A 26,548-nucleotide genomic window follows, 5' to 3' on the forward strand; every position below is an offset into this window, starting at 1 on the left:
CGAAAGCGATGACTGGTGTCAGACGCCGCGGCTACTTGGCTGCCGCGGTGGCGGTGATGGGTGCTGCCCTGGTGGCGGCGTTCTTCGCGGCCCCTCCGGACAAACCGGTGGACATCCGCCTGGTGGCGCCGCCACCACCGGCACCCGAGACCGTCACCGCCACCGCCGAAACGACCGTTTCCGCTGTCGGTCCGGTGGTGCTCACCACCTCCCCGCCGCCGCCACCGGTACCTGCCCGGCCCCTGCCGCGTCAGTCGCCGGCGCCGACCACGTCGTCGGTGCCCACGACGGCGTCCAAGCCGCGCGGCCTCCTCGACTTCCTGCGCTGCGACTACAAGTACTTCGACGGCGACGAGATCGAACGCTGCCTGCCGTGGCCGCTCACGCCGAAAGAGCTGTGCCAGTACGTGGAGGACCACCAACTGGACCTGGTCGACGTGCGCGACCGCAACGGCCGTGAGCTCGACGAGCTCGACTTCGACTGCGACTAGCCCTTGAGTTCGGCCAGTTGGCGCAGGTTCGCCTCCGCTCTGGTGCCGAGCAGCTGGGCCTCACCGAGGTAGTGGTCGTCGATCAACGCCTCGACCTCGGCGTCGTTCATCGCCGGGACGATCCTCGCCGCCATCCGGTTCATGTTGCGGTAGCTGCCCTGCAACAGGAACTCCCCGCCGCTCGCCGCCGACGCGATGTACTCCTGGTTGACCTTGAGCACGACCTCCTGGATCCGTTGCAGCTTGCGGACCACGGACAGCATCCGGTCGAGCTCGACGGTTTCGTACTCGTGCCTGATGCTCTCGCCGTTCGCCAGGCGCACCAACGGTTCCACGTCGACGCCGCCCAGGGTCGGGTTGGAGCCGGACGCGTTCTCCAGGTAGCTCAACGCAAACAGGGCGTCGCGACCGGACAGCACGTCGCCGAGGTTCCACACGTCCGCGCGGTTCGCGAGCATGTCCGGAACCCTGAAGGCACGGCCCGTCTCGGTGTACGGGTTGCCCGCCATCGACACGGCGAACCGCTTGCCCCGCAGGTCGAACGTGCGTGTCTCGCCGTCCCAGACGCCGTCAACGCGTCGTTGTGCGTCGCACAGCGAGATGAACTTCTGCAGCAGCTCAGGTGATGTGTGCTGGATGTCGTCGAGGTGCAGCAGAACGTTGCTGCCCAGGGCGAACGCGAAGTTGATCCGCTCGACCTCCTGGCGTGCGGTGGCATTTGGTGCCTCCTCCGGGTCGAGCGAGGTGACGCCGCTGCCCAGCGCCGGGCCGTTGACCTTGACGAACACCATGCCCAGGCGGTTCGCGACGTACTCCATCAGCGTCGTCTTGCCGTAGCCGGGCGGGGAGATCAGCATCAGCAGGCCCGTGCCGTCGTTGAGCTGCTTCGCGAGGTTGTCGCCGATCAACGGCAGGTAGACCTCGTTCAGCAACCTGTTGCGCACGAACGTGTTCAGCACCGCGGGGCGGTAGTCGTCGAGCCTGAGCCGCCGGCGTTCCTCGGCGAGCAGCTCGTCGCGCTGGCGCTGGTACGCCCGGAACGCCGGGACCTGCTCCGCGCGGAAGTTCCGCAGCCTGGTCAGGGTCTCGTCCAGGCGGAGCTCCATGGACTGGTTGCTGACGCGCGGGTGTGTGCCGAGCAGACCGGTGACCGACTCGGTCAGCGCGGCGCTGGAGTCGTACCGGGGCAGGTCGGTGAGCAGGACCGCGACCACCTCGGGGAGCTCGGGGCAGGTCTCGTCGCCGAGGAACGCGTTCAGCCACGCCTCGATCAGGTCGCGGTCGTGCAGCTCCTCGGTGACGACCGCGCGGAACCTGTCGATCACCGTGCGGGCGGCCTTGCTGGTGACGAATCCCTTGGGCTCGCAGGCGAGTTCCTCGAACAGGTACTCCGCAGCCAGGCCGTCGATGCCGAACTGCTCGGTCAGCTCCGGAATGCCGTGCGTACCACCGAAGATCGTGCGGGCGCGGGCCAGCGACTCGGCCTTGCGCGTCCACACCTCACGTTGGTCCGCCGACTGCTCGGACCAGAAGATCTGGGCTGCGGCGCGCGTGGCGGGCGGGTACCTCAGCAGCCCGGCACCGGCGTGAAGTCGTTGCAGGACAGCGAGAATCTTCGCGGCGTCGTGGTCGTGGACGCCCTTCTCGTAGCCCTCGTCGTAGCGTTCCGCGGCCGCGTTGGCCACGTCGTCGCGGCCCTCCGCGAGCAGGCAGCCGGCGAGGTGCTCCGACCGGTAGACGTCCTGGGTCTCGGAAACCAGCAACTGGTCCCAGAACTGACGTGTGTGCTCGAAGCCCGAGACCTCGCTGCGGTAGTCGGTACCGGTGACCGCGTAGAACAACCGGCCGTCGCGCGGCACCAGGGTGAGGTTCATCGGCTCGGTCGTCACCGGGAAGCGGTGACGACCGAGCACGATCGACGCGCCGTCGTACAGATCGGCCCGGTCGCGCAGTGCCCGGCCTCCCTCTTGCCGGGCATCGCGCAGACTCGCGTCGAGCTCGTCCGCCCGCACGTCACCGAGCTCGCGCAGCTCGGCCGCGACGTTGCGGACCTTGGCGACCATGGGATCGCCGGCGAAGTACGTGTTGATCTCGTCGGTCGAGGTGAGCTTCCCGAGGCGACGGCGGATCGTACCGAGCACGCGTTCGGCCGACTGCACCAGCCGGTCGGCTTTGCGCGCCCGTTCGTCGAGCAACGTCTGCTTGCGCGCGGAGAACGCCTCGTAGACGTCCGTGCGCTTGGCCCCGATCTGCGCCAGGAAGTCGTCGAACTCGCCGAACCGCGACTCCAGGTTCTCGAGCTGCAGCAGCAACCGGCCGAGCTGGTCGTCGCAGCGCTGCGGGGTGTCGGCGACCGACAGCGCGCCGGTGATGGCCTGGCCGAGCAGCGCGAACTCGGCGGCGAACTCGGCTCTGCCCTCGGCGTTCGCGAGCTGGGCCCTGCGACCGTCCACAGTGGCCCGGGCCCGGTTCACCGCGGCCAGGACCTCGCCGATGCTCGCCAGGATCGCCGTGCGGGTGGTCGTGTCGGCGGCATCGAGCGTGCTGACGACCTCGGTCAGCACCTCCAGACCGGTCTGCTGCTGCGCGAGCCGTTCGCGCAGCGGCTTGGCCTCGGCCGCGGTCTTCAGCTCCGCGGCCGCGATCTGCTCGATCTCCTCGTGGTACTGGGCGAACGCGCCCTCGCCGCTGAGGAAAGCGACGGCCCTGCGCGCACTGGCACCCAGTTCCTCGACGAGCTCGGCTTCGCGCCGGTCGATCTCCTCGACGTCGACGTACCTGAGGTCCTTGAGGGTGATCAGCCGGCCCTGCGCGGACCGCAGATCGGCGAGCAGGCGGACCCACTCGTCGGCGCTCCTCGGTGCCGCCGACCTGGCCAGCCTGATCAGCGAGGCGAGCTTCTCCGAGGCTGTGTGGAGCTGCTCGGCGGCGTGCTCGGTGAGCTTGCGGACGGCCTCGAACTCGTCCAGCACCTGTTCGGCGGTGGCGCGGACGGCCAGCACGTCGTCCCTGAGCCCCAGCTCGGCGAGCCAGTGCACGCTGTCGATCACCCTGGTGCACAACGCGATCAGGCCTTCGAACACCGGGGCGCTCGGGGTCATCTCGGCGGCCATCCTGGTCACCGACAGGCAGTCCGAGATGCCGCGGACCAGTTCGGCGTTGCCGATGCGGGCCAGCGGTCCGGTCTCCTCGGGGAGCACCTCGTCCGCCACGAACGGGGTGCGCCAGACCTGCATCGGGTGCACGCGAACGGGTTCGGGGCTGGTCTCGCGGAAGACGACCAGCGTGCCGTCGGGGAAGAGCGAGTAGCCGTGGCACGTGATCGGTGTGGCGACTTCCTTGCGGATCACGTTGTAGGGCAACAGCAAGCTGCGGCCCTCGCGGCGGGCGTGGTAGACGAACAGCACGTCCTCGCCGTTCGCCGACCGGATGACCCGCTCGAACTCCAGCTCGTCGGTGTCGACGTCGAAGGTCTTGTCCGCACCCGTGACGAGGTAGTAGCCGCCCGGGAAGATGATCCCCTGGTCTTCTGGGAGTCGTTGGCACGCCTGGCCGATGCCGTCGAGCCTGGCGACGGTCTTGGTGCGGGTGTTGAAGACCAGGTGCCGCCAGACCGTCTCGTTGTACGGGCGGATCCTGAGCAGGATCAACGGGCCGACGCGGGCGTAGTGCACGTCGGCGTCCGCGAGGCTCTGCAACGGCTCGTCGACGGGCTCCTCGTAGATGCCCTGGCCGACCTCGGTGTTGTTCTCGATCTTGACGGTCAGCGTGCCGCCGACCGTCTCGACGAAGACCTCGTTCTCGATCGCGATGTGCGGGTGCCGGCCGAGCACGTGCTGGTCGCGGGTGGTCTCCACCCAGTTGACGTCGTGCGAGGGCGGGAACACGTGGTCGCGGTCGCCGCGGTTGTCGAGGTAGGTGACCGTGCCGTCGACCGCGATGTCCCAGCGCAGCACGCGGATGTCCTCGATCCGCGCGCCGGTCTGGAACACCGCGAGCAGCCGTGCCTCCACGATCCGCAGCTGCAGCAGCCTGGTCTCGCGGTAGTAGCGGTAGAGCTCGGCGAAGTCGTTGCGGAACCTCGGATCGTGCAGGAACTCCGCGTCGATCGTGCCGAAGTCCTTGCCGTGGACCGCGAAGACGTCGTCCACCGTCGTCTCGGGCTTGAGGCCGAGGAACACGTTGTAGCCGAACAGCATCGTCTCGCCGATCGGCACGATGTCGCGTGGCACGCAGTTGTTCTCGGTGCGGATGCGTTCGGTGGCAACGAGTTCGAGGGCAGTGCTGCCGAACGTCTCGACGCGCTTTGCGTTCAGCGCCTCGGTGCTCCGGGCGAGCCCGCTGGCCTGTTCGGCCAGCCGGGCTCGCAGCACCTCGTAGGTGCCGGCGTCGAGCTGGGTCATGCGTTCTGCCCGTTGACCTTGGCCATCTGAGTCAGGGCCAGGGCAGCGGCCAGGTTCTGCGCGTCACCGGTGGTGAACGAGCTGAGGATCTTGGTCAGGTCCTCCGGGAAGTTCGCCGTCCCGTCCATCCACTTGGCGCCCAACGCCTGCACGACGTCGGAGCTGCCGACGAACCCGTCGACCTGCTTGCCCGCGGTGATCGCGTTCGCGATCTTGTCGAAGAACATCGTGTCGCCACCGATGATGTCGATGTCGGCCTTCTCCAGCCCGGCCGCGAGGACCATGGCCTGGGCCTCGGCGACCTGGCGCTGCACATCGATGCCCTTGAGCCGGATCTCCTTCTCCGCCTCCAGGCGCAGTCGGTACTCCTCGTGCTCGCGGGTGGCGCTGTCGAGCGCGGCCATCGCCTCCGCTTTGTGCGACAAGCCTTCCGCCTCGCCCTTGAGGCGCTCCTTGATGCCCTCGGCGTCGGCGAGCGCCTTCTCGCGGTCGACGACGGCCTCGGCGCGACCGATCTTCTCGATGGCGTCGGCGTCGCGTTCCTTGACCTGGACGTTCGCCAGCCCCGCCGCGGCGGTCTCGGCCTGGACGCCCTCGGCGAGCCGGATCTTGGCGCGGGCGTCGAGGTCGGCGGCCTGCTGGCGCGACTCGGCGAGCACGACGACCTCGCGGGCCTTGTGCTGCGCGGCCTGTTCCGCGGCCTCGGCGGCCTTGATGTCCTTGACCAGCGACTGCTGCGCCTCGGCCTCCGCCATGATCACGATCTGCTGGCGCTCGCGCTCGGCCTCCTCGACCGCACGCAGGCGCTTGATGTTCTCCTCCTGCTCGGCGACGGTCTTCTCCACCGCGACCCGCTCGCGCACCAGGTCGGCGATGGCGCGACGCTCGTGCTCGAGCTCCTTGTCCTTCTCGATCATGCGCAGCGCGGTCTCGCGTTCGCGGGCGATGACCTCCAGCATCCGGTCCTTCTCGATGCGCTCGGTCTCGACGGCGATCACCCGCTCGCGGTTCTTCTCCGCCACGGCGATCTCGCGGGCCTTGTTCTCGGTCTGGATGCCGAGCTGCTCTTCGGTGCGGATGAACGCGGTGTTGGCCTTGAGCCGCTCCTCGGCCTGGACCTTCTGGGTCTCCGCCTCCTGCTGCGCGCGGGCGGTCTCGATCTCGCGCTTCTGCCTGATCTCCGCGTCCGCCTGCCTGCGCTCCAGCTCGAGGATCGCCTCACGCGCGCTGACGTTCTGGCGCGTGATCTCCTTCTCCTCGTTGCGGGTGAACTCGTTGGTCTTGACGTGCTCGATCGCGGTCAGCTCGGTGATCTTGCGAATGCCCTGCGCGTCCAGGATGTTCGCCGGGTCGAGCTGCTTGAGCGGCGTCTGCTCCAGGTAGTCGATGGCCGCGTCCTCGAGGCTGTAGCCGTTGAGGTCGGTGCCGATGACCTGGACGATCCGGTCGCGGAACTCGTCGCGGTGGGTGTAGAGGTCGACGAAGTCGAGCTGCTTGCCGACGGTCTTGAGCGCCTCGGAGAACTTGGCGTTGAACAGCTCCTGCAGCGTGGCCTCGTGGCTCGCGCGTTCGGTGCCGATCGCCTGCGCGACCTTGATGACGTCCTCGACGGTCTTGTTGACCCGCACGAAGAACGTGATGCGGATGTCCGCGCGGATGTTGTCCTTGCAGATCAGGCCCTCGTTGCCGGCTCTGCGGATCTCGATGGTCTTCACCGAGATGTCCATCGTCTCGCATCTGTGCAGGACCGGGAGGACCACGGTGCCGGTGAAGGTCACGTCGACCTTGCGCATCTTCGAGACGATCAGCGCCTTGCCCTGCTCGCACTTCTTGAACAGCCTGCTCAGCGTGATCGTCGCCAAGATCAGCACGACCACGACCACCGCGATCAGCACGAGCAATCCCGTGGAAATCGCACCCATGTCAGCCCCCTGTGGTGATGTCCACGACCCAGAAGAACTCGCCTTCGGCGTCGTAGTCGAAGATCAGCGCGGTCTGTCCCGCCTTCAGTTCAGTGCTCTGCGCGGCGCGCACCTGCACGACAGCCGTGCCACCGTCGTCCGCGGTGACCTCGGCCTGCCCGTAGTTCTCGGTGACCCGCGCCGTCCGCACGATCGCCGTGCGGCCGACGAAGTCGTTGCGGGACGCGGGTTTCTCCGGCTTGGTCCAGTTCCGCACCGGGATGCTGAGGATCTTCGTGAGCAACGCGCCGATGAGCAGCGCGCCGGCGAGCACGACGTACCGGAGCTTGCCCTCCGGCGTCAGCACCGTGCCGACCAGCGCGGCGAACCACGTGATCACGATGAACATCGAGATGGAGATCGGCAGTACCGGGGCGTGCAGGTGGTCCATGCCGACCAGCGCTGCCGTGAGCCAGTACGCCAGCACCACGAGCACCAGAAAGCTGAACAGCACGGTCGGAAACGCCAGCGCCGCGGCCACGAACTCGGTCATCATCGCCCCCCTTCTCGCAGTATGAATGTCTGGCGGGCGGAATATGTTGAGTTCGCTGGAATGATCGACGTCACTCGATCGTTGACGTGATCATGGACATGGGGGTTCAGGGACTGAACATGGGCGACACGATCGCCCCCGCCGAGACTCTCCGGCTGGCTTCCCTTGTGGAGTCACTCGGTTACCGTTCGTGGTGGGCCGCCGAGCACGTGGTGCTGCCGAGCCCGAAGGCCGACCCGTCGCCGTCCGAGCCGGACACTCCGCTGCTCGATCCGCTCGTGGGTTTGAGCTTCGTCGCCGCGGTCACCACCCGGCTGGAGCTGGGCACCGGCATCGTGATCCTCCCGCAGCGCAACCCGGTCGTGCTCGCGAAGCAGGTGGCGTCGCTCGACGTGCTGAGCAGCGGCCGGTTCACGCTCGGCGTCGGCGCGGGTTACCTGACCCAGGAGCTGACCGCGGTCGGCGTGCCGCTCGCGGACCGCGGCCGCCGGACGGACGAGTACATCGACGCGATGCGGGCGTTGTGGCACTCACCCGCGCCGGCGTACGACGGCAAGTACGTGTCGTTCAGCGGCGTGGACGCCCACCCGCGCCCGGCCAACGCCCGGATCGCCGTCGGCGGAGCGTCGGACGGGGCCCTGCGGCGGGCGTTGACGCGTGGGAACGCGTGGATCGGCGTCGGCACGCCCGAGGAGACCGCGGCGAACCTGAAGAGGTTGCGCAGGTTGTCCGCCATGACGGAGCGGTCGGACTCGCTCGGCGCGTTGGAGATCAACGTCGTGGCCACGGCCGCGCTGGACGCCTCGGTGGTGCGGCAGTACGAGGACCTCGGCGTCGACCAGCTGATCGTGTTCCCGTCGTCGATCGACATGCCGCTCGACGAGGCACTGGCGCAGCTGATCACGTTGCGGTAGGTAGCCTGAACGGCCGTGATCCCCGTCGTCGTGCTCGCCGGCTTCCTCGGCTCCGGCAAGACCACCCTGCTCAACCACCTGCTGCGCACGTCGGGCGGCACGCGGATCGGCGTCGTGGTGAACGACTTCGGGCGGATCAACATCGACGCGTTCGCGGTGTCGGCGCAGGTCGACTCGATGGTGTCGCTGTCGAACGGCTGCCTGTGCTGCGCGGTGGACGGCACCGAGCTGGATTCCATGCTGGTCAAGCTCGCTTCGGCCGACCTGGACGTCATCGTGATCGAGGCGTCCGGGTTGGCCGAGCCGGCGGCGCTGGTCCGGCTGGTGCTGCAGGCGCCAGGGGTGTCGTACGGCGGGCTGATCTACGTGGTGGACGCCGTCGAGTTCGCCGCGGTGCCGCACCTGGACCGTTCACTCGCGTTGGCTGATCTGGTGGTGCTGAACAAGGTCGACCGAGTGGCTGAGTTGCCGTCGTTGCCCTGTTCCGTGCCGGTGTTGCCTGTTTCCTTCGGGCGGATCGATCCCTCGTTGCTGTTCGAGGTGCGGCCGCCGGACCTGGGACCTCGGCAGTTGTCGTTCGACGACCTCGAAGATCACTCTTCGCACGCCCACGCTTCGTACGACAGCGTGACGTTCGAGAGCGATGAGCCTCTTCATCCCAAGCTGTTCATGGACTTCTTGGGTGCCCGGCCTGAGGGCTTGTTCCGCGCCAAGGGTTTTGTGCGCTTTCCGGGTGGCACGTTCATGCTGCACACCGTTGGCGCCTACGTCTCGTTCACCCCGGTCGACGACGCCCCGACGCAGCTGGTGCTGATCGGGGCGGGCATCGATCCGGACTCGTTGACCGACTGGCTGCTGGCGTGCGTCGCGGACGGACCGGTCACCGAGCAGGACATGCTCTGGGTGCTCCGGTACGCCCGCGACTGATCACTTCTTGCAGAGCGCCGTGTCGATCACGTCGAACATCTGCTGGAACGTCCTGGCCTGATCGCTCGTCGTGCCGGGGAGCGCGGTGAGCGTGATCGCCGCTTCCCTGCGGTCGGTCGCCCCACCGAGCGACGCCCAGCCGTGGATCGAGCCGCCGTGGCCCCAGTAGACGCCGCCGCAGCTCAGCTTGGTGCTCTCCAGGCCGAGCCCGGCCGCGGTCCTGTCGTCGATCGGCACGGTCTTGCGCATCTCGTCGAGCTGCTTCTGGGGAAGCAGTCCGCCGCTGAGCAGGGTCTTGTAGAACTTGGCGACGTCTTGTGGCGTGGAGATCATCGCGCCCGCGGCCCACGCCGACGACGGGTCGAGCTCCGTCGCGTCGACCACCTTCGACTTCGGGTCTGCCAAGTCGCTCAACGCATACGCCCTGGCGTGCTTGCCCCTGATGGTCCGCTCGCCCTGCTTCGGCCAGTAGGTGTCCTTGAGCTTGGCGCGGTCGATGACGCGTTGCCCGACCACTTCCGCGACCGGCCGCCCGGTCACCTTCTGGATCATCAGGCCGGCGACGACGTAGTTCGTGTTGCTGTACTCCCACCGCTCGCCCGGCTGGAACGACGGCTCGTTCCTGAACGCGACGTCCAGCAGGTCGTGCGGCTCGAAGTGCACGTCGCGGATGTCGCCGATCTTCGTGACGCCGATGCCCCGCGGGTAGTCCGGCAGACCGCTGGTGTGCTGCAGGATCTGCCTGACGGTGATGCGGTTGTCCTTGATCCGCGGCACGTACTTGCCGACCGGCCCGTCCAGCTCGATCTTGCCTTCCGCCACGAGCTGCAACGTCGTGACTGCCACGAACGACTTGGTGATGCTGCCGATGCGCACCCGGCCGTTCGTCGGCGCGTTGCCCTTCGCGTAGTTGTGCCCGTTGGCATGCGCTTCGACGCCAGGCGTGCCGTCCTTGACGATCTGGTCCAGCTGCTGGGGAATCAGCAGCGCTACGGCGGCCACCGCCGCTGTGATCATCACTTGGCACCGCACAGCGCGGAGTCCACAGTGGCCAGAACGGCCTCGTGCGCCTTCATCGCTTGCTCGGGCGTGTCCTGGAACGTGCCGGGAAGTGCCGTGACGGCAACGGAGAACGCCCTGCCGTTCGCGGTGACCCCACCGCGCGTCTCGTACCCGTGGATGTCACCGCCGTGGCCCCAGTACCTGCCGCCACAGGTGAGCGGCGAGCTGGCGATGCCGAGCCCGTACTCAGCGCCCGGCCACATCTCGCCCTTCGTGTCCACCGTCTTGCGCATCTCGTCGATCTGCTTCTGCGGCAACAGGTCTCCGTTGAGCAGCGCGCGGAAGAAGGTGTTGAGGTCCTTCGTGGTGGAGATGATCTGCCCGGCGGCCCAGCCCCACGACGGGTCGAGCTCGGTGACGTCCTCCACGCCGTTGCTGGTCCTGGCGTATCCGTGCGGGTGCTTGCCCTGGATCGTCTGGTCGCCCTGCGTCGGCCAGTAGGTGTCCTTGAGCCCGAGCTTCCTGATGATCCGCTGGTCGACGTTCTCCGCAACCGGCCGACCGGTCACCTTCTGGATCAACAGCCCCAGCAGCACGTAGTTCGTGTTGCTGTACTTGAACTTCTCACCCGGCTGGTTCGTCGGCTCGTGCGCGTTCGCGATGTCCAGCAACTCGCGCGGCTCGAAGTACCGGTGCCGCACCTCCTCGAACTTGTCCAGCCCCATGTAGTTCGTGTAGTTCGCGAGCCCACTGGTGTGGTTGAGCAGCTGCCGCACGGTGATCCGGTCGTCGTTGATGCTCTTCGGCAGGTACTTCGTGATCGGCGCGTCCAGGTCGACCTTGTTCTCTGCGTTGAGCTGCAGGACAACCGCCGCCACGAACGACTTGGTGTTCGAACCCACTCGAACCACACCGTTCTTGGGCACCGGAACGTGCTTGTTCAGCTCGGCCGTGCCCTTGCTGTGAGACGTCGTCCTGCCGTTGGCCTCGGTGGTCGTCGACAACGCGGCCGGAAACCTGTGCTGCTTGACCAGTCCGTCGAGCTGCTTCTCCGTGCCCACGGCCGGCGCGGCCATGGCCGTCCCGCTGCACAACATGGCCGCCGCCAACACGCCTACCAGCATTTTCTTCATTCTGTGCCTCCCCGTTCCGGTTAGGCACAAGGTTTTCAACTCTGGTCGCCCGGCACAGTCACGCACGCTGCCGTTGCTCAGGTGGAGCAGGCTCTACCGTTCCGCCGCCCAGCGCCGCTGGTCCGCCGGGAACGGGCTCGACCAGGTGGCGTCCGCGCTCGTCCACTTCGCGTTGGAGACCGCCCCTGCCGGTTTGCGGGCGATGACGACGATGTTGAACGGGCGAAACGCCTCCACCGCCATGATCTCCAGGCCCACGTGGTCCACCAGCTCGATCAGCAGCGCGGTGTCGAAGACGTGGTGGTGCAGGCCGCGGGTGGCCAGGTTGTCGGCGCACCGCTTCGCGAATTCCTCCGGGCTGCCGGCTTCGGGATCGCGAGCCAGGTCGTGCAGGGCCAGGACCTCCGGCACGTGCGTGGTGTCGGTCTCCGGCATCCTCTGCTCGAAGTCCTCGATCATGTGCGCCAACGTGGTGACCGGCCGGTTCCGATCGAAGGTGCCGTTCAGGTGCGGGACGACGAGCACCAGCGTCCCCTGCTCCTTGAGCACCCGAATCCACTCGGACATCGCCAGGATCGGGTTGGCGGTGTGCTCGACGACGTGCGAGGAGAGCACGAAGTCGTAGGTCCCGTCGGCGATCATGCTCAGATCAGTGGCCTCGGCGACGTACTGGACACCGGGCTCGTGCTGCTCGTCGTAGCGGAACGTGGCGCCCTCGACAATCGAGCCTTCCCAAAGCGTCTGGGCGCTGAAGTTGCAATTGTCGATCCGAGCGGCGTCGGGATAGACAGGCACGAGGTTGCCACCCCTGAACCAGCGGGTCGGCCCACCGATCTCCAGGCCGACCTTGTCGCGGAAGAGGTGCCGGGCGCTGTCGTAATACGACATCTGGGCCGGAAAGAAGCGATCGTGCACGACCGTGATCAGGCCGCTCACGCCGTCGTTCTTCAGCTTCGCCAGCACCGCCTTGATCATCGCGAACCTCACCCGATCGGCCCGGTTGCCATGCTAACGGCGGGCGCGCGGGACCGCCGTGCGTGGACATCGCGCGTGGACCACGTGGGCTCATGCACTCGGCCGCGGCTTCAGCCTGTGTTCGCCGGACGAACACTGAGGTTCACTTCGTCCTGGCCCTCGTTCGGTGGCAATGCGGCGCAGCCGTCGCGGCAGTCGAGCGCCGTGTCCAGCAATCTGTGGTGGTCCCGCTGGCGCCCGCAGGGAGCTGCTGGACGACTCCGCTCCACAGGTGGACCGGGTGGCTGAGGTGAGGCCGGGGCAGGCCCGAGCAGGACAAGACCGAAGGCCCTGAACAGGGCGAACAGAGCGGGCCGCCGGATGCCGCTGCTCAAGAAGTCAGGGAGCAAAGCGCTGCCGAGGATCATCTCGGACTCCTCGACAATGCACCCCGCCACCCCTGGGGCGTCGCCGAAGGTCATCGCGCCGAGTGCGAACGGGCTGACTCGCGGGCCGGATCGGCCCAGCGCGACGTGGTGAACGAGTGGCATCCCTTGGCTCCTTGGAGTGTCCTGGTGTGTTCTCCGATGGAAGCCTTTGCAAGGCGGTCGGCGGTACGTTGATCGGCGCTCGGTCTTGCCTGATCCTCCCGATGCGGTGCTTGGGGTCGTTGGGGCCGGGCGGGGCGTCAATGGTGACGTTGGGCAACCCGTGCGACAGGCGCGGGCCACGATCGGTAGGCTCTCCCGTCGAGGGCTGCTAGCTCAATTGGCAGAGCAGGAGACTTTTAATCTTCGGGTTCAGGGTTCGAGTCCCTGGCGGCCCACCAAACCCCCAGGTCACAGGCCTGGGGGTTTCGCTTTGGCGGACCCACCCCTCACTTAACCCTCACAAAACTGCTGGTCATTCAACTTTGCCGTCACCAGCTTGATCGTCTTTGGGCTCTCCGAGCGCCCCTTCCAGAGCGTCCGCAGCCCTCCGACCGACCGTCTTGCGACCCATGTAGGTGTCCTGCGTCATCGACGGTCGCGCGTGGCCGAGTTGGTCCGCGACCTGCCGCGCAGAGAGCCCCGAATCATCGAGGATGGTCGCCGCCGTCTTCCGGAAGACGTGCGAGGTGACCCACGCGAACTCGTCCCCGCCCCGCGCATTCCGGAGGTCCTTCCGGGTGTTGGACGGGTCACGCAGCCCGCCGAGCGCATCCGGGAAGATCGGCCCGCTCGGGAAGCTGGTGGCCTTGTGCCTCCGTCGCAGCATGTCGAGCGCCCACTGAGGCAGCAGGAGGGTGCGCTCACCAGCCTCCGTCTTGGTCGACTTCCGGATCAGCCCGACGCCCTTGACCCGGATGACCGTGTAGTTCACGGCGACTGTGCCGGCCTCGAAGTCGACGTCCTCCCAGTAGACGGCCAACGCCTCACCGATGCGGACGCCCGTGGCCATCATGAAGCGCGATAGGTCAGGCAGGTCCCGCTTCACGGCCTTTGGATCGGACTCCAGCATCTCCAGCCAGAGAATCCGCTCCTCCAGCGTGAGCGCCCGCGGACTCTTCTTACGCCCAGCCTCCAGAGGCTCCACCTCCCTGACCGGGTTCGTGTCCAGCGCCTTGTCCCTTACGGCGATCCGCAGAGCCCCCGAGATCACCGAGCGAGCAGTCTTGGCCGTGTCCACGCTGATCGACCGCCACAACGCGCTCAGAAAGGCGTCGATCCGCGCCACCGACATCTCATGAATCCGCAGCTCACCGAGGCCAGGCAGAACGTGCCGATCCATGATGCTTCGGTACGTGTCCACGCTGCTCGGCGAACGTTTCCCAGCGTCAGCGAGCGCCTGGAACTTCGTGAACCATTGAGCCAAGGCCTCCTTGAACCGGCTGTCTCGGGTCAACGAGTTACCGGACGGTCCCTTGCGTTCGGCGAGAGCCTTCTTGAGGCTTCGTTCTGCCGCCGTCTTGGTCTTGGCCCACCGCTCCACCGGCCGCGTCTTACGGTCGTAGTCGCGATACTTCGTAGTCGCACGCCAGCCTGAATCCGTTTGATAGCAACGAATCGCGCCATACGTGCCGATGTCGAGCGGAGGACGTGCCATCAGGCCGCCTCCTCAAGCAGGTGCTCGAACCAGCTCCGTACCTCGGACGGCAGGTACCTCAGGTGCTTGCCTACGCGCCTCGCAGGCGGGCCGTAGTTCTTCGTTCGCCAGCCATAGAGCGTGTGGATCGGGACGTTCAAGAAGAGTGCGACGTCGCCGACTGTCCACAGTGGCTCAAACTGTTGTGCGTCCATGCTGTTCTCCCCCTAGATCAAGCAGCTTCCGGTGTTGCCGAACTCCTCGGCGGTCCGGCGGATGCGAGCAGCGCGGCCGTGTACTCGGCCTTCCACCTGCGGCGCTCTGCGACGGCGCTCAGAAGCAGGTGTGCCCGTGGCGGCACGTTCGGGTCACCAGGCTGGACGTTGTTCCAGACGAGGCGTTGAGGCTGGTCATCGGGCTTGATCCCGACATCGGCCAGCAGTTGCCGAACGAACGCCTTGCGATCGTGCTTGTGGTCCGCGAGCGACTTCCCCGACCACTTCCGCGACACCAAGACCCGCCGCCCAGCAACACCGAGCGTGGTCCGCTTGTGCGCCTTCCCCTTGCACTTCCCCGGCACCGTCGACAGCCGAGCCCCACGAGGCTGGACGCCGTAGAGCAGCCACAGCCCGCATTGCGGCGAGCAGGGCGTGACCGCGAGCTCAGCGCAGAGGCGTTCAGCGTGGTCTTCTTGCCGGGCCGTCTGCGCCTCGAAGCACTCGTTGATGCTCTTGGTGAGGTACTTCGTCAGGTAGCCGATGTGACGGCCGGCTTCCTCAGTGCCACCGAGGATGCCCTTGGAGTGCACCTGCACCCCGAACCGCGCCACGTGTGCCGGTCGCTCAACCTCATCGAGGGCTTCTTCCCAGGTAGGCAAGGCCCTTCGCGTCTGCGGATCAACGAAGCCCTTGGCCCGCACGTCCCACACCGGCAGGTTGTCGCCGTTGTACTTGATCTCGTCGTGCGCAGGCCACCAGACCTGGTGATAGGTGGCTTCAGCGACCGCCCGCAGCTCTGCACGGGAGATGCTTCCTCGGACCGCCGCGTGCCAGTGCGGAGCGAGCCGCCGCTGTGGTTCGACGGCAGAGAAGTACTGGACCTCCCAACCGACACAGCGCCGAAGGTTCTGCACGAACCGGTCCAGCAACGCCGCGAAGTGCACGGCATCCCGAGCAGCACGGCGGTAGTCGTACCGCGAGGGATCGACGGGCGTGCCGTCGCTACGAACCTTGCCGTAGCTGTCGAGCGTCAGCGTGAGGAACGTCGAGGGCTGGTACTTGCCGCCGAAGACCTTGCCAACGGTGCGCTTGCTGACCGGCCGACGAGGCAGGTTCGGGGCGTCCTGGCGCCGCCTGGTCGACCGCTTCCGCGCAGCCTTGAGCGGAACCTCCAGCGAGGGGAGTGAGCCGCGGACTCCGAGTTGCCGAAGTTCTGCGTCGACCTCCGCGACCTCCTCCCGCACCTCCTCCGCGCCAACCTCGTCACCCTCATCGAGGGCCAGGCGGAAGGCCTTGACCAGGTCAGCCCGGTACCCAGTCAGTTCCCGCTGATCGTTGCTCGGAGCGTTCTGCGTGAAGTCCGGTTCGTCGGTCAGATGCCATCCCTCCCGGCACTGCGCCATCCGCAGACGCCGGTTCTTCTCCGCGCATGTAGGGCAGACGCTCGCGACCGTCGAGCCGCATGGCACGGGCACGATGTCCACGCGGCCGGTGTCGAGGTCGATCCGTTCCTTGGCCAACGGTCGGACACAGACACCGTGTTCTTCGGCGACAGCGCGAGCTACGTCGAGCGCGGCCGGCTCCTTCATCCGCTCCGAGCGGTTCAGGTACTCGGTCATGCCGCTGCACTCCCCTCGGACCGTTCGGGGAGCTCGTGCACAGTGGCCGGGGCGAGGTAGACAGCCAACTCGACCAGGTCCGCGTCCGTGACGTGGAAGGCCCTCGCGCGTTCCGGTTCGCGCTGCCCGTCCTCCTTGAGCCAGGCGACACCGGGCGTGTTCTCGCTGATCTCGTGAGCAGCCGCGCCGCGTTGCCGAACGCCGTCGCCCAGCACCATGTCCACCTGCACCGGCTCGTCCAGGCGCAGCGCAACACGGGTCGTGAAGAGGTGCCGGAAGGCGACAACTTCCTTGCGCGGGTCTTGGACCAGGCCGACGACGGCATAGCCGGGTGCACGACCTTGCGAGGTGATCGTCTGAACAGCGCGGGCGGCGCGTTCGCGGAGGTTCCTGTCCGGCTGGTAGGCAATCAGGTCCGCCAGCTCATCCACGATCAGGACCGTGAACGGCTCACCTGTGTTGCGCGCCCAGAGCCGCCGAATGCCCCGGTACCGAGAGGCGCGTTCCTTGACCTCTGCTGCGGTTTCTTCAAGCAGGGCAACAGCTTCTGGACCATTGTCGTAGATGACCTTCTCGAACGCGTCCGGACACTGGCCCAGTTCCATGCCGCCCTTCGGATCGATCCCGACGAGCCGGACCATGCCGGCTTTGATGGCCGGAGCCAGCTGCCAGACGATCGACCAGAGCACCGAACCCTTGCCCGCGCCAGGCACACCCACCACGAGCACCTGCGAGCCGAGCAGCTTCAGCCGCCAGGCCTTCCCGGTCTCGGTCCGGCCGACAACTACCCGCTTGAGGTCGACCTCTCCGACGTCGGCGAGCGGTGGCACGGCAACCGGACGCGACAGCGGGTCAGCGTGGATGAAGTCGAGCTCAAGCCATCGAGGCTTCAGCACCCGCACGCGACATGACCGCGCGTTGAAGGAGTGCGCCAGGTTGTCCCGCCGGGCTTCCCACTGCACCGGCGACTGCGCCGGGATCATCCGCACCCGAACCTTGTCCCGCCAGCCTTCAGACCGGACGCGGCGCAGCTTCGGGAGGTACTCCTTCCCGCAGACTTCCTTGGTCAGCTCAGCAAGTCGCATCACGGTCCGCCACTGCGGCACGTAGACCGTGAGCCGCCGCCACTCAGTCAGCAGCCAGTACCAGCCGTGCCGCCGAAACGAGCCCCTGTCGAGGCCGTACCAAACGATCAAGGCGCACACGAGCGACAGCAGAGCGAGCACCAGCGGAGAAAGCCCGAACTGGCGATAGCCGACGTAGCCGCCCAGGCCGAGCGTCATCGTGACCGGATAGTGCACGGCGAGGATCACGGACTTCACTGCAAGGCGGACGATCAGCCACAGCAGTGCGAGCGGCGCGAGTACAACCTTGACCCAGCCGGGAAGCCATACCCACCAAGGAAACTGGGGACGTGCACCCTCGAACGGCGCAGGGTCGATCCAGCGGTTTCCGTTCATCGCGCACCGCCCGCGCACTTGACGCACTGAAAGACGCTGCCGACGCTCGGGATACGTCCAACGGGAAGGAACGCACCTGTTCCCGCGGAGCACTGCGCCTTGCAGGTCAGGCACTCGAACCCTTCAGCCTGTGCGGCGGTGAGTTCCAACGTCTCCAAAGCGCCGCCGTCGAGCATGACGACATAGCTGGAGACGGTCTGCTTGCTGGAGATCATGCGATCCCACAGCAGTTGTTTCGTGGCCCTGTCTGGCGCAGGAATGCGCTCAGGCTCTACGCTCATCGTTGTTCACTCCCAGTTGGGTGGACAACGCAGGAGCGGCGAGGTTGGTAGCCGGGTTCCGCTCCTGCGTCTCACGTTCTCGTTGCGCCGCAACAAGGTGTGCGGCATCGCCACGTGACCCAACGGAGTCACGCGTTCTGTCTAAACAGGACTGGCTAGCGCTTGGGGGCCGGGATTTCCTCCCCCTTCTCGCGCTCACGGTTGGCCCAATAGAGGGCTTCGTGGTGGTGGCTGCGATCGGTCTCAGCGACTCGCGCGTACACAGCGGCCGAGCGGAGGTAGTAGTCCCGCAGCACCGCAGGCGCGGCCTTGGGGTTGGGCATGAGCTTGCTCAGCACGTCGTGTGCCTCGCTCAGCGTCATTACCTTCTCCGCGACGCCCCAGCTCATAGCGTCAACTGCGGACATCGTCAGCCTCCTCCGCGAGCGTGTGCCGCCCGCCCTGGCGAGCCGCCGACGCTTGAAGCGCCCGCCAAGCCTGGTCAAGTACGTCCCGCAGCTGGGGCACGACGTCCCGGTCGATCACGAGCACGGCCGGGAACGCATTGCCGAGACGAATCTCGATCCGGTCGGCGAACGGCATCGCGAGCGGACGCATCGGCACATCGGCGGTCACATGGACGCGCACCATGTCCGGCATCACGCCGCCTTAGCGGCAGGCTTGCTGACGACCGGCTTCATGCCGGACGCCCGCAGGCTGTACCCGAGCTTCGCCCGGCACCGGTGACGCTCACCAGCGTGTGTGGCGCGGCAGCCCTTGTCATCGATCCACGGCGTGACCGTCAGCCCCTCGAACAGCACGGGCCGGACGTCCGTACCTGGGATTGCCTCCGGTGGCACCGGCTGGTGAGGCGCGGAGATCTTCACGGTGACCACCGCGTCCGTCTTGCGCTCGGCCGCCTGGTCGATCACCAGCACGGACCACACAAGGAGTCCGGTCTCCTTGTCCTTCTCCTGCTCCACCGGCAGACCCTTCGCCCGCTCGTCGGCGGACTGGAACTTGAGCACGGGCTCAACGCCCATCACGAGCGCGCCCCTGGGAAACACGAAGTCGTGACCCGCAGGGAGCCTGCTCCCACCTGTGATCGCCATCGTGGCTCTCCTGTCGTTTGCGTCGTCCAGGCTCGTTGCCTGAAGTTCTCGACGACTACGACTTTCGGCTGAAAACCGGGACGTCAGCACCGCATGGCAGGACATCTATAGACGTCCCCAGTAACGTAAGACGTCCCTAACGTCCCCAAGGACGTCCTTCAGGAAGCGATCATGGCGAACGAACGACTACGAGACGCGTTGCTACGCAACGGACTCACATACGAGCAGGTATCCAAGGCCACGGGCGTCGATCAGAAGACCGTCGAACGCTGGATCACGAAGGGCCGGGCGCCGTACCCGCGCCACCGCAACACCATCGCGTCCATGGTCAAAGAGACCGAGACATACCTCTGGCCGGACGCAGTTGCCGCCGAAAGGAAGGCCGAGATCACCGAGTCCGAGGTGGTCAAGCTCTACCCGCACCGGAACACGATCCCCGCGGACCTGTGGGACCACCTCATCACGAACGCCACGCAGCATGTGGAGGTGCTGGTGCACGCCGGCATCTTCCTGGTGGAGCGGCCGACGTTCATGCGCGACCTCGCCAACAAGGCTGCGAAGGGTGCCCGCATCCGCCTGATCTTCGGCGATCCGGCCAGCCGCGAAGTCGCCAAGCGCAGCGACGAAGAGCAGCTGGGCAAGGGCACGCTCGGGTCACGCATCCGCAATGCGCTGGCGTTCTACCGCCCGCTGGTGGACGTTGACGGAGTTGAGATGCGCTTCCACAAGACGACGCTCTACAACTCGATCTTCCGCTTCGATGACGAGATGGTCGTCAACACCCATGTCTACGGCTTCCAAGCCGCACACGCTCCAGCGCTGCACCTGCGTCGGCTAGCTGCGGGCGATCTCTTCGAGACCTACTCTGAGAGCTTCGAGCACGTCTGGAACCTGTCCAAGCCAGCAACATTCTAGGGAGCCACATGGCCCGCGTGGACTACTTCCACGACCCGAACGCACCCAAAGCCAACAGCCTTCGTCCTGCAGTCAGCGCATTTGTGCAAGATCAAACTGGGCGGATTCTCATGATCCGCAGGACCGACAACGATTTGTACGCCATTCCTGGAGGGCAGCAGGAAGTCGGCGAGACGTTGACTCAGTCCGCAATCAGAGAAGTAGAGGAAGAAACAGGAATCAATGTCGCAGTAACAGGACTTGTCGGCCTATACTCCAACCCTGAACACGTCATTAAATACGACGACGGCGAGATTAGACAAGAGTTCTCAATCTGCTTCAAGGCGACACCAACAGGCGGCCAAATACGAGTCAGCGACGAATCCAAAGAGGTCGTATGGGCTAACACCGCCGAGCTTGCCCACTTGAACATTCATCCATCAATCCGGCTTCGCATCGACCACGCCCTAGCAGGTAGATCAGAACCCTATTTTACCTAGCCAATCAAGAGGAACTAATCGGCAGATGTCACTTGAAGACAAGCTCATCAGCTGGACGGGTCCATCGAGCCAAACTGAGCAGGAAAAGCAAGACCGCACCGAACGAATGATCCGTCAAGCGATTGAAAACCATGAACCTTTCGAAAACTGCAGTCTAAAAGTATACGCGAAGGGATCGTACGCAAATAATACCAACGTGAGGTCCGACAGCGACGTCGACGTCGCGGTCCAATGCACAGATGTCACCTACTGGGAGGAGGCGAAGCCCGGGACACATCCTACGACAACGAGCCCGTACGCGGGAATTTGGACGCCAGCAAAGCTCAGGTCCGAGCTCGGAATCGCACTAAGAAAGAAGTTTCCTGGCCAGGTAGACAGCACAGGCTCCACTGCTTTTAGAGTAAATTCTGGCAGCGCCCGCGTAGACGCAGATGTAGTGCCGTGCTTCGACTATAAGTACTACCTCTCACGCGAGAACTACCGGCCCGGGTCAAAGGTCTTCAAGAAAGATGGCCGCAGCATCGTAAACTACCCCGCACAGCAGCTGACGGAAGGTCGCACTAAAAATGGGAATACAAGTAGCTTCTACAAGCAAGCCGTTCGCATCCTCAAGCGCACCGAGAACGCAATGGTTCTCGCAAATTCCCACCGGGAGGTGCCATCCTTCTTTGTTGAGTGCCTAACGTATAACTGTCCGGACTCCCTATTCATGGGCAACACCTGGAGCGACACCATCCGCAGCCTGCTACTGCACATGTGGGAAACTCTGCAAGGCAACGACGAACCCACAGTAAGCGCAAACCGCTGGGTCGAAGTAAGCCGGTGCAAGTATCTATTTCACAAAGACCAAGCCTGGAGTCGGGCCGACGGCAGAGATTTCGCCAAAGCCGCATGGAACTACCTGGGGTACTCATGACGAAAAACGTCGTTATCCGCACAGTCGTCGGCGTCGCAGTCTTAGTATTCGTCGTGGGCGCCTGGATCAAAAGCGGACAGTTGGATCTAGGTTGGCTAAAGTACTTCTCGATCGCTGTTCTAACCGCAACTGCCGTGCTAGCCCTCTGGGATATTTGGCTGTGGCGACTGGATATCATCCAGCTCATCCCCGGAGTTCCGCGCTCCGTAAGAGGGACCTGGCAGGGTACTCTGACGTCGTTCTGGGTTGACCCTGAGACAGACAAAAGTCCAGATCCCAAGACCGTATACCTTGTAGTACGTCAGTCTTCGTCGCATGTCTCGGTTACACTGCTAACCAACGAGTCTAGGTCGACTTCCTCACTAGCCGCCGTTTCCGAGGTCGACGGAACATCTCAACTTACCTATCTTTACCTGAATAGACCTGATGCAAGGTTTGAGCACCGAAGCCGTATACACCATGGTTCGACCGCGCTAATCGCATCCGGAAATAAGAAGCAGCGGCGACTAAAGGGGCGGTATTGGACAGACCGAGACACCAAAGGTGAGCTGGATTTCACCAAGCACAACACCCAAATAGTTGACGACTTCGACGAGGCGGGCACACTTTTCAAATAGTGACTACTCGGCCGCGATGAAGTTGACGGGTACCTAGAGATACATCCACCTTGCCGTCACCTCAGGCCAAGTGAGAACTCCGTCTCCTACCCTCCGAACGGCTCGAATACCTCCGTCTTCGGAAGCAACAAATGCGATTACCTGTGGAAGGCTCCATGCAAACCTGAAAGCCGCCCGGTGCCGAGTTCCAAACGACTCAACCGACACTGAGTGTGCACTACGACCTTCAGCGTCATCACATATGGAAATTGTGCGCATCACAGGCGCAGACGCCGTGACTTCAGCACCAAAACCCACAATCTCAAATCTATCGGTCATAACTATAGCGCCATCAACACCACACAACGATGCAGCGAAGCGAATTGCGTCACCCATAACCTCACTAACTCCATCCCTCTTCGAAGAGAGGACCTTAACGTTCCGATAGTCGGAAACCCTGATGTTTTCCTTAGAGTTCCACAGGTTAGAGTTGGCGCCGAAGTACTCTTTATGAAGGACCAGGTCGTCTATCATAATTTGCCAAATTCGATCGTCGCTGATCCGATACTTGGTAGACACGACCGTATTCCACGGGTGCGCAACGTCGTTCCACTCATGAGGGATCATGAGCAGAGTTCCACCGTGTCCGCGAGATTCCATGCCGAGAAGAATGCGCTCCAAGACGATTGTGTAACACCTTCTCGGCCAGCCGTCATCCGTCTCAGAAAACCGCTCGATCCCGAGCCGATCGCACACCGCAGAATAACAAGAACTGCGAGCAGGGTCGAGAAACTCGCCGATGGGCCCTGCGTACAAGGCGTCACCACCAGGAAGGATGATCTCGCCGGCGCGTAGAGTTGCAACCACATCGCCCCCGTGTGACACAGCTATGTGACCCGGCTCATTGGATGTGATAGTCAGAGCATTAGGAGGCGGGCTACCTCCACTCTTTTCATGTCGCATGAAGTTGACCCAGGATGAACCGACGTCGAGAAGGCCCCAAATTCTCAATGAATCGACCCCGTCTTCTTCACTATGCCTCTCGACACCAATCATCGTCTGCGACGGATCAGTAGCGGGGGCTAGACGGCGTACGTGAGCTGCATCAAATGGCAAACAGGCGCCAAACTTGACCGACTTCCTTATTGGCGTCAAGTAGTTATGATGATCCGAGCGTCGGTCCATATAGGTGCTATCAACAAAAATCACTTGAAAGCGTGTCGGACGCCTCTCATCATAAGTCAGGCTCGCTTGAAAGGCGACGTCCAGCAACTTATTCAAGGTATTCTTGTCTGGCAACGGTACGGCTTTGTCAGCACGGAAGAACGATTTACGCCAACTCTTGCGGACCTGCACCGCCAACGCGGCTGGATACACCGACACGAGCCCACCCTTCGTACCAACCGTTCGCACGGACCATGTCGAGCTCCGTTGAGAGTCTGTTACTGCAGAATTGTGCTCTACAGGATCAAGGCGCCGCCGCTGGCGGGCGTGCGGTCTGGCGCTGCACCAGCATCCATCCCGGCACTCCCGGCATCCGCTTCGCTGCGCCGGTCGGCCGTGCGGCGCTGCGCGCCGGACCCCAGGCGCCAGCTGACGCCCCACCCGATCCGAGCCTGATTCGTCCCCAGCTCCCTACGAGCGCCAGCGCAGTCACCACAGGCGGGCTGTGCACGGCGCTCGACTGCCGCGACGGCTGCGCCGCCTTGCCACCGATCAGGCCCCAGACGAATCCGCGGGAACGCTCGACGACCACCAAGCCGATCCAGCCCCGACGCCGCGAGCATGACAACGGCCGGCGACGCCGCGTCAAGGCTGGAATGAGTACCTTGACCCAACGCCACCGGCCGCGTTCGAAGCTCAGTGTCGGGATGATGGCAGGGGTGCGGGCGGGCCCCAAAGGACCAAGATCAACCCACACTTAACTCTCACAAAACGACGACAAACGTCGAGATGCGACTGTCCACAGTGCTCAGATCAATGCCACATACGTGCAGGTAGTGAGCACTGTCGAGGAAGATCGACGAACAACGCCAAGCGAAGGCTCTTACTCTTCGGGTTCAGGGTTCGAGTCCCTGGCGGCCCACCAAGTTAGCCATTGTGCGAACCACTGCGTTCGGGGTCGTATCCGCTGGCAGGGCGGGTGCGACCCCGTCGTTGTTACGGGGTGGGGGATGCGGAAACGAGGACGAGCCGGTCCAGGCCGGCGATGGTGATTGCTGGCGACCAGGGCTTCAACGATGCGGACCAGGTGGGCGCGGTGGCGGCGGCGAGTGCGCAGCGTGAAGGCGTTCAGGAGTAGACAACCGCACGCTCGCGGATCAGGTCCCACAAGCTGACGTCCAGTTCGGCGAAGACGAGCAGTTCGTCGACCGATTGGAAGGGGATGGAGCGCTGGCTGCGGGCACGCTCGATCTGTCTCGCTGCGCGGTCATCAATTCCGCAGTAGTGCGCGATGACGGATGGCGGCGCGGTGTTGATGTCCACCAGACCACCGTCGTCGTACTGCCGTGGCAGATCCGGCCGGCCGATCCGGAGGTCCCGTGCAAGTGCCGGATCACGTGCGACGAGCGCACGAGCTTCTTCTCTTCTAGCCCGCCACATCAGCGCAGCGGCGACCGCTGGGTCCGTGGCCCACGGCTGTGGCGGTTGCGAAGGAGCCTGGATGGGGTGGGGCAGCCCGTAGACGTCCCGCCGGATGCCACTGAGCTGGATACATGCCGCCACCATGATCGCGATAGCGACGAGACCGCCGATTGTGCTGCGTATGTCCGTAGTGGATGCCGCAGGCTGATCCTGTGATGGCGGCATGATGATCATCAACGCGACCGTGGCCGCTGCGTAAAGCGCGGTCCACCACCAGAGTGACGGTCTCCGCAACCGGTGAGCGGCGTGCGCGAAGGGCACAGCAGCGAAAACGCCAGCGCTTACGATCACCAGGACGAAGTACCACGTGCCGCGTGCGCGACGAGGAAGACTCATGTCTGCGGGCCTTTCAGGCCAGGGCCGATCCATCTGCTGACCTATCGCCAGTGGTGACCCCGGAGTTTCACGCTGACGAAGGTTGTTGGCCGCAGGACTGCCACCGTGTGCGGCGTGAGCGAAGCTGTTGAGCGGGTCGACGAGCACGACCAGGTTCTCGGCGTGGTGGACCGGAGTGAGGCGATTCATCACGCGTGGCTTCATCGGATCGCGACAATCGCGTGTCGTGACGCTGATGGGCGGATCCTGGTTCACCGCCGACCGGGATGACGTCCGCCTGTTCCCGGGACAACTGAACTGGAGGTTCGGCGGCGCTGTCGAGGTTGCCGAGTCGTATGAAGACGCTGCCGCTCGGCAGTCGGCGGGTACCGCGCCTTGTCGTGAGGTTCGATGCGAAATCGCGTGCGGGCGCGGCTGCGCGGCAAGTACGGTGCGCGAGACCAAAGGGGGGTCGGCATGACCAAGTTGAACCAGATCATCGCGGTGGAGAAGAGTGTCAAAGGGGGCACGCTTCGGGACCTCACCGACGCGCATCACGGGTTGCAGAAGCCTGCGTTGCTGGCCGGTATCTCCCGGACGTACCAGCCGAAGGACGAGGACGGCGAGGTGTTGCCGCCGGAGTCCACTCGCGTGCAGGTCAAGGCCGAGGACGTGTTGCGGAAGACCGCCGCTGTGATGACTCGGCTCTTCGACGTCACGGCTACCAAGGACTGGGCCAACTGCGTTGCGAAGGCTGATGTCGTGGTCGACGGGCAGGCGTTGCTGCGCGACGTGCCCGTGTCGTACCTGCTCTTTCTCGAGAAGCAGCTGACTGACTTGCACACCTTCGTGAAAAAGCTGCCCCTGCTGGACGCGGCCGAGGACTGGAACTTCGACGAGTCCGCCGACTACTGGCGCACTGAGCAGGTCCGCACCATCCGCACCAAGAAGGTGCCGCGCAACCACGTCAAGGCCGAGGCCACGGAGAAGCACCCGGCGCAGGTCGAGGTGTACTACGAGGACATTCCGGTGGGTTACTGGACCACGGTGAAGTTCTCCGGTGCCCTGCCTGCTCGGCGGGTGAACGAACTCGTCGACCGGGTGGAGAAGCTGCAGCACGCGGTGAAGTTCGCCCGGGAGGAAGCCAACAACCTGGAGATCACCGACCAGCGTGTCGGTGACGTGGTCTTCGACTACCTGTTCCGGTAACGTCGACAGACTCCCCCGCTGGAGCGCGGGGGTGCGCTCCCACTTGGGAGCGTGAAAGCTGAAGCTGAAACGTCAGCCTGAACCACTCGGTCACAGGTGGGGGTTCGAATCCCTCTCCCGGCACCATCACGCCGGGATAGCCCAAATTGGCAGAGGCAGCCGGGATCAAGCTCAGACTCTCGCTCCAGGTTCAGCATTTCCGCCGATCACCAGATCGCCCGAGTACGGACAAGACTCGCTGAGGTGCAGGTTCGAATCCTGCTGGCCGCTCTGCCCATGCGGCCGTAGCTCAACGGAAGAGCGCGGCGACCTAAGGACTGATCCGGCTCTTAAAAGTCGCTGGTGTGTGCAAATGGGCGGCCAAGCGGGGCCCCGGACTGGACATGTCCGGGGCCCCACCCGCGATCAGGCGACGGTGCCCACCGGGCGGATCGTGATCTCCAGGCCTTCTGTTGTGCTGG

The 26,548-nt window shown here is 64.8% G+C and carries 25 protein-coding genes and 1 tRNA gene; 9 read left to right on the forward strand and 17 right to left on the reverse strand.

Going from position 1 to position 26,548, the window contains the following annotated elements; translation table 11 throughout:
* The first annotated feature begins 8 nt into the window (after positions 1–8).
* Complete coding sequence (locus tag DI276_RS43765) at positions 9–491, forward strand: hypothetical protein (RefSeq protein WP_157985327.1); 483 nt, start codon at positions 9–11, stop codon at positions 489–491.
* Here DI276_RS43765 and DI276_RS43770 read toward each other — a convergent pair.
* Genes DI276_RS43770 through DI276_RS43780 form a run of 3 tightly spaced genes read right to left on the reverse strand, consistent with a single transcriptional unit; the run spans position 488 to position 7,351 of the window.
* Positions 488–4,894, reverse strand: a complete 4,407-nt coding sequence (locus DI276_RS43770) for a DNA repair ATPase (protein ID WP_112275194.1) — start codon at positions 4,892–4,894, stop codon at positions 488–490. The two genes, DI276_RS43765 and DI276_RS43770, sit on opposite strands and share 4 nt — an antisense overlap.
* Positions 4,891–6,816, reverse strand: coding sequence for a flotillin family protein (locus DI276_RS43775; protein WP_232837326.1), 1,926 nt, complete (start codon positions 6,814–6,816; stop codon positions 4,891–4,893). The genes DI276_RS43770 and DI276_RS43775 overlap by 4 nt, the downstream gene beginning before the upstream one ends.
* Before the next feature lies 1 nt (position 6,817).
* Positions 6,818–7,351, reverse strand: a complete 534-nt coding sequence (locus tag DI276_RS43780; RefSeq protein WP_232837327.1) for a hypothetical protein — start codon at positions 7,349–7,351, stop codon at positions 6,818–6,820.
* Positions 7,352–7,446: 95 nt separating this feature from the next.
* Here DI276_RS43780 and DI276_RS43785 point away from each other — a divergent pair, with 95 nt between their 5' ends.
* Both DI276_RS43785 and DI276_RS43790 read left to right on the forward strand, forming a co-directional pair.
* Entirely contained in the window at positions 7,447–8,262 is an 816-nt protein-coding gene (locus DI276_RS43785; RefSeq protein ID WP_198681271.1) for a TIGR03619 family F420-dependent LLM class oxidoreductase, read from the forward strand.
* Between the two features lie 15 nt (positions 8,263–8,277).
* Positions 8,278–9,189, forward strand: a complete 912-nt coding sequence (locus DI276_RS43790) for a CobW family GTP-binding protein (protein WP_112275199.1) — start codon at positions 8,278–8,280, stop codon at positions 9,187–9,189.
* Here DI276_RS43790 and DI276_RS43795 read toward each other — a convergent pair whose 3' ends face one another.
* The 4 genes from DI276_RS43795 to DI276_RS52810 all read right to left on the reverse strand — a co-directional run bounded on the left by DI276_RS43795 (position 9,190) and on the right by DI276_RS52810 (position 12,829).
* Positions 9,190–10,206, reverse strand: coding sequence for a serine hydrolase domain-containing protein (locus tag DI276_RS43795; RefSeq protein ID WP_112275201.1), 1,017 nt, complete (start codon positions 10,204–10,206; stop codon positions 9,190–9,192). It abuts the gene before it with no gap.
* Positions 10,206–11,324, reverse strand: coding sequence for a serine hydrolase domain-containing protein (locus DI276_RS43800; RefSeq protein ID WP_112275203.1), 1,119 nt, complete (start codon positions 11,322–11,324; stop codon positions 10,206–10,208). Before DI276_RS43800 ends, DI276_RS43795 begins: the two co-directional genes overlap by 1 nt.
* Positions 11,325–11,417: 93 nt before the next feature.
* Positions 11,418–12,299 (reverse strand): methyltransferase domain-containing protein, encoded by an 882-nt coding sequence (locus DI276_RS43805; protein ID WP_157985328.1) that lies wholly within the window; start codon positions 12,297–12,299, stop codon positions 11,418–11,420.
* A gap of 110 nt (positions 12,300–12,409) precedes the next feature.
* Positions 12,410–12,829, reverse strand: a complete 420-nt coding sequence (locus DI276_RS52810; protein ID WP_232837328.1) for a hypothetical protein — start codon at positions 12,827–12,829, stop codon at positions 12,410–12,412.
* 202 nt (positions 12,830–13,031) lie between these two features.
* On the opposite strand from DI276_RS52810, the gene DI276_RS43815 reads away from it, so the two are divergent.
* A tRNA-Lys gene (locus DI276_RS43815) sits at positions 13,032–13,107 on the forward strand.
* Positions 13,108–13,181: 74 nt separating this feature from the next.
* Here DI276_RS43815 and DI276_RS43820 read toward each other — a convergent pair.
* The 8 genes from DI276_RS43820 to DI276_RS43855 all read right to left on the reverse strand — a co-directional run bounded on the left by DI276_RS43820 (position 13,182) and on the right by DI276_RS43855 (position 19,011).
* Complete coding sequence (locus tag DI276_RS43820; RefSeq protein WP_408610633.1) at positions 13,182–14,162, reverse strand: tyrosine-type recombinase/integrase; 981 nt, start codon at positions 14,160–14,162, stop codon at positions 13,182–13,184.
* Positions 14,163–14,362: 200 nt separating this feature from the next.
* A complete protein-coding gene (locus DI276_RS43825; protein ID WP_112275209.1) occupies positions 14,363–14,557 on the reverse strand; it encodes a helix-turn-helix domain-containing protein in 195 nt (64 codons plus the stop codon).
* Positions 14,558–14,574: 17 nt separating this feature from the next.
* Entirely contained in the window at positions 14,575–16,179 is a 1,605-nt protein-coding gene (locus DI276_RS43830; protein WP_112275211.1) for a replication initiator, read from the reverse strand.
* Positions 16,176–17,501, reverse strand: coding sequence for an FtsK/SpoIIIE domain-containing protein (locus DI276_RS43835; RefSeq protein ID WP_332874758.1), 1,326 nt, complete (start codon positions 17,499–17,501; stop codon positions 16,176–16,178). Before DI276_RS43835 ends, DI276_RS43830 begins: the two co-directional genes overlap by 4 nt.
* Positions 17,502–17,635: 134 nt before the next feature.
* Positions 17,636–17,854, reverse strand: coding sequence for a hypothetical protein (locus DI276_RS43840; RefSeq protein ID WP_112275213.1), 219 nt, complete (start codon positions 17,852–17,854; stop codon positions 17,636–17,638).
* Positions 17,855–18,075: 221 nt separating this feature from the next.
* Positions 18,076–18,327 carry an AMED_5909 family protein gene (locus DI276_RS43845; protein ID WP_232837329.1) on the reverse strand — a complete coding sequence of 84 codons (252 nt, stop codon included), beginning with the start codon at positions 18,325–18,327 and terminating at the stop codon, positions 18,076–18,078.
* Positions 18,314–18,559, reverse strand: a complete 246-nt coding sequence (locus tag DI276_RS43850) for a hypothetical protein (RefSeq protein WP_112275346.1) — start codon at positions 18,557–18,559, stop codon at positions 18,314–18,316. Before DI276_RS43850 ends, DI276_RS43845 begins: the two co-directional genes overlap by 14 nt.
* Positions 18,559–19,011 carry a hypothetical protein gene (locus tag DI276_RS43855; protein WP_112275217.1) on the reverse strand — a complete coding sequence of 151 codons (453 nt, stop codon included), beginning with the start codon at positions 19,009–19,011 and terminating at the stop codon, positions 18,559–18,561. Before DI276_RS43855 ends, DI276_RS43850 begins: the two co-directional genes overlap by 1 nt.
* Before the next feature lie 171 nt (positions 19,012–19,182).
* Between DI276_RS43855 and DI276_RS43860 the strand changes: the two genes are divergently transcribed.
* The 4 genes from DI276_RS43860 (at position 19,183) to DI276_RS53560 (ending at position 21,938) form a co-directional block, all read left to right on the forward strand.
* Positions 19,183–19,926: a DUF5919 domain-containing protein gene (locus DI276_RS43860; RefSeq protein WP_112275219.1), complete on the forward strand. Its 744-nt coding sequence runs from the start codon at positions 19,183–19,185 to the stop codon at positions 19,924–19,926.
* Between the two features lie 8 nt (positions 19,927–19,934).
* A complete protein-coding gene (locus DI276_RS43865) occupies positions 19,935–20,405 on the forward strand; it encodes an NUDIX hydrolase (RefSeq protein WP_112275221.1) in 471 nt (156 codons plus the stop codon).
* Between the two features lie 196 nt (positions 20,406–20,601).
* Complete coding sequence (locus DI276_RS43870; RefSeq protein ID WP_198681272.1) at positions 20,602–21,321, forward strand: nucleotidyltransferase family protein; 720 nt, start codon at positions 20,602–20,604, stop codon at positions 21,319–21,321.
* Entirely contained in the window at positions 21,318–21,938 is a 621-nt protein-coding gene (locus tag DI276_RS53560) for a Cap15 family cyclic dinucleotide receptor domain-containing protein (protein WP_157985329.1), read from the forward strand. The genes DI276_RS43870 and DI276_RS53560 overlap by 4 nt, the downstream gene beginning before the upstream one ends.
* Before the next feature lie 33 nt (positions 21,939–21,971).
* Here DI276_RS53560 and DI276_RS50565 read toward each other — a convergent pair whose 3' ends face one another.
* A complete protein-coding gene (locus DI276_RS50565; protein WP_157985330.1) occupies positions 21,972–23,300 on the reverse strand; it encodes a putative sensor domain DACNV-containing protein in 1,329 nt (442 codons plus the stop codon).
* 909 nt (positions 23,301–24,209) lie between these two features.
* Complete coding sequence (locus tag DI276_RS51645) at positions 24,210–25,154, reverse strand: helix-hairpin-helix domain-containing protein (protein WP_198681273.1); 945 nt, start codon at positions 25,152–25,154, stop codon at positions 24,210–24,212.
* Between the two features lie 201 nt (positions 25,155–25,355).
* Here DI276_RS51645 and DI276_RS43885 point away from each other — a divergent pair, with 201 nt between their 5' ends.
* A complete protein-coding gene (locus DI276_RS43885) occupies positions 25,356–26,087 on the forward strand; it encodes a DUF7873 family protein (RefSeq protein WP_112275225.1) in 732 nt (243 codons plus the stop codon).
* Positions 26,088–26,548: the final 461 nt, after the last annotated feature.

The sequence above is a fragment of the Lentzea terrae genome (genome assembly GCF_003265345.1).
Lineage (GTDB): Bacteria > Actinomycetota > Actinomycetes > Mycobacteriales > Pseudonocardiaceae > Lentzea > Lentzea terrae.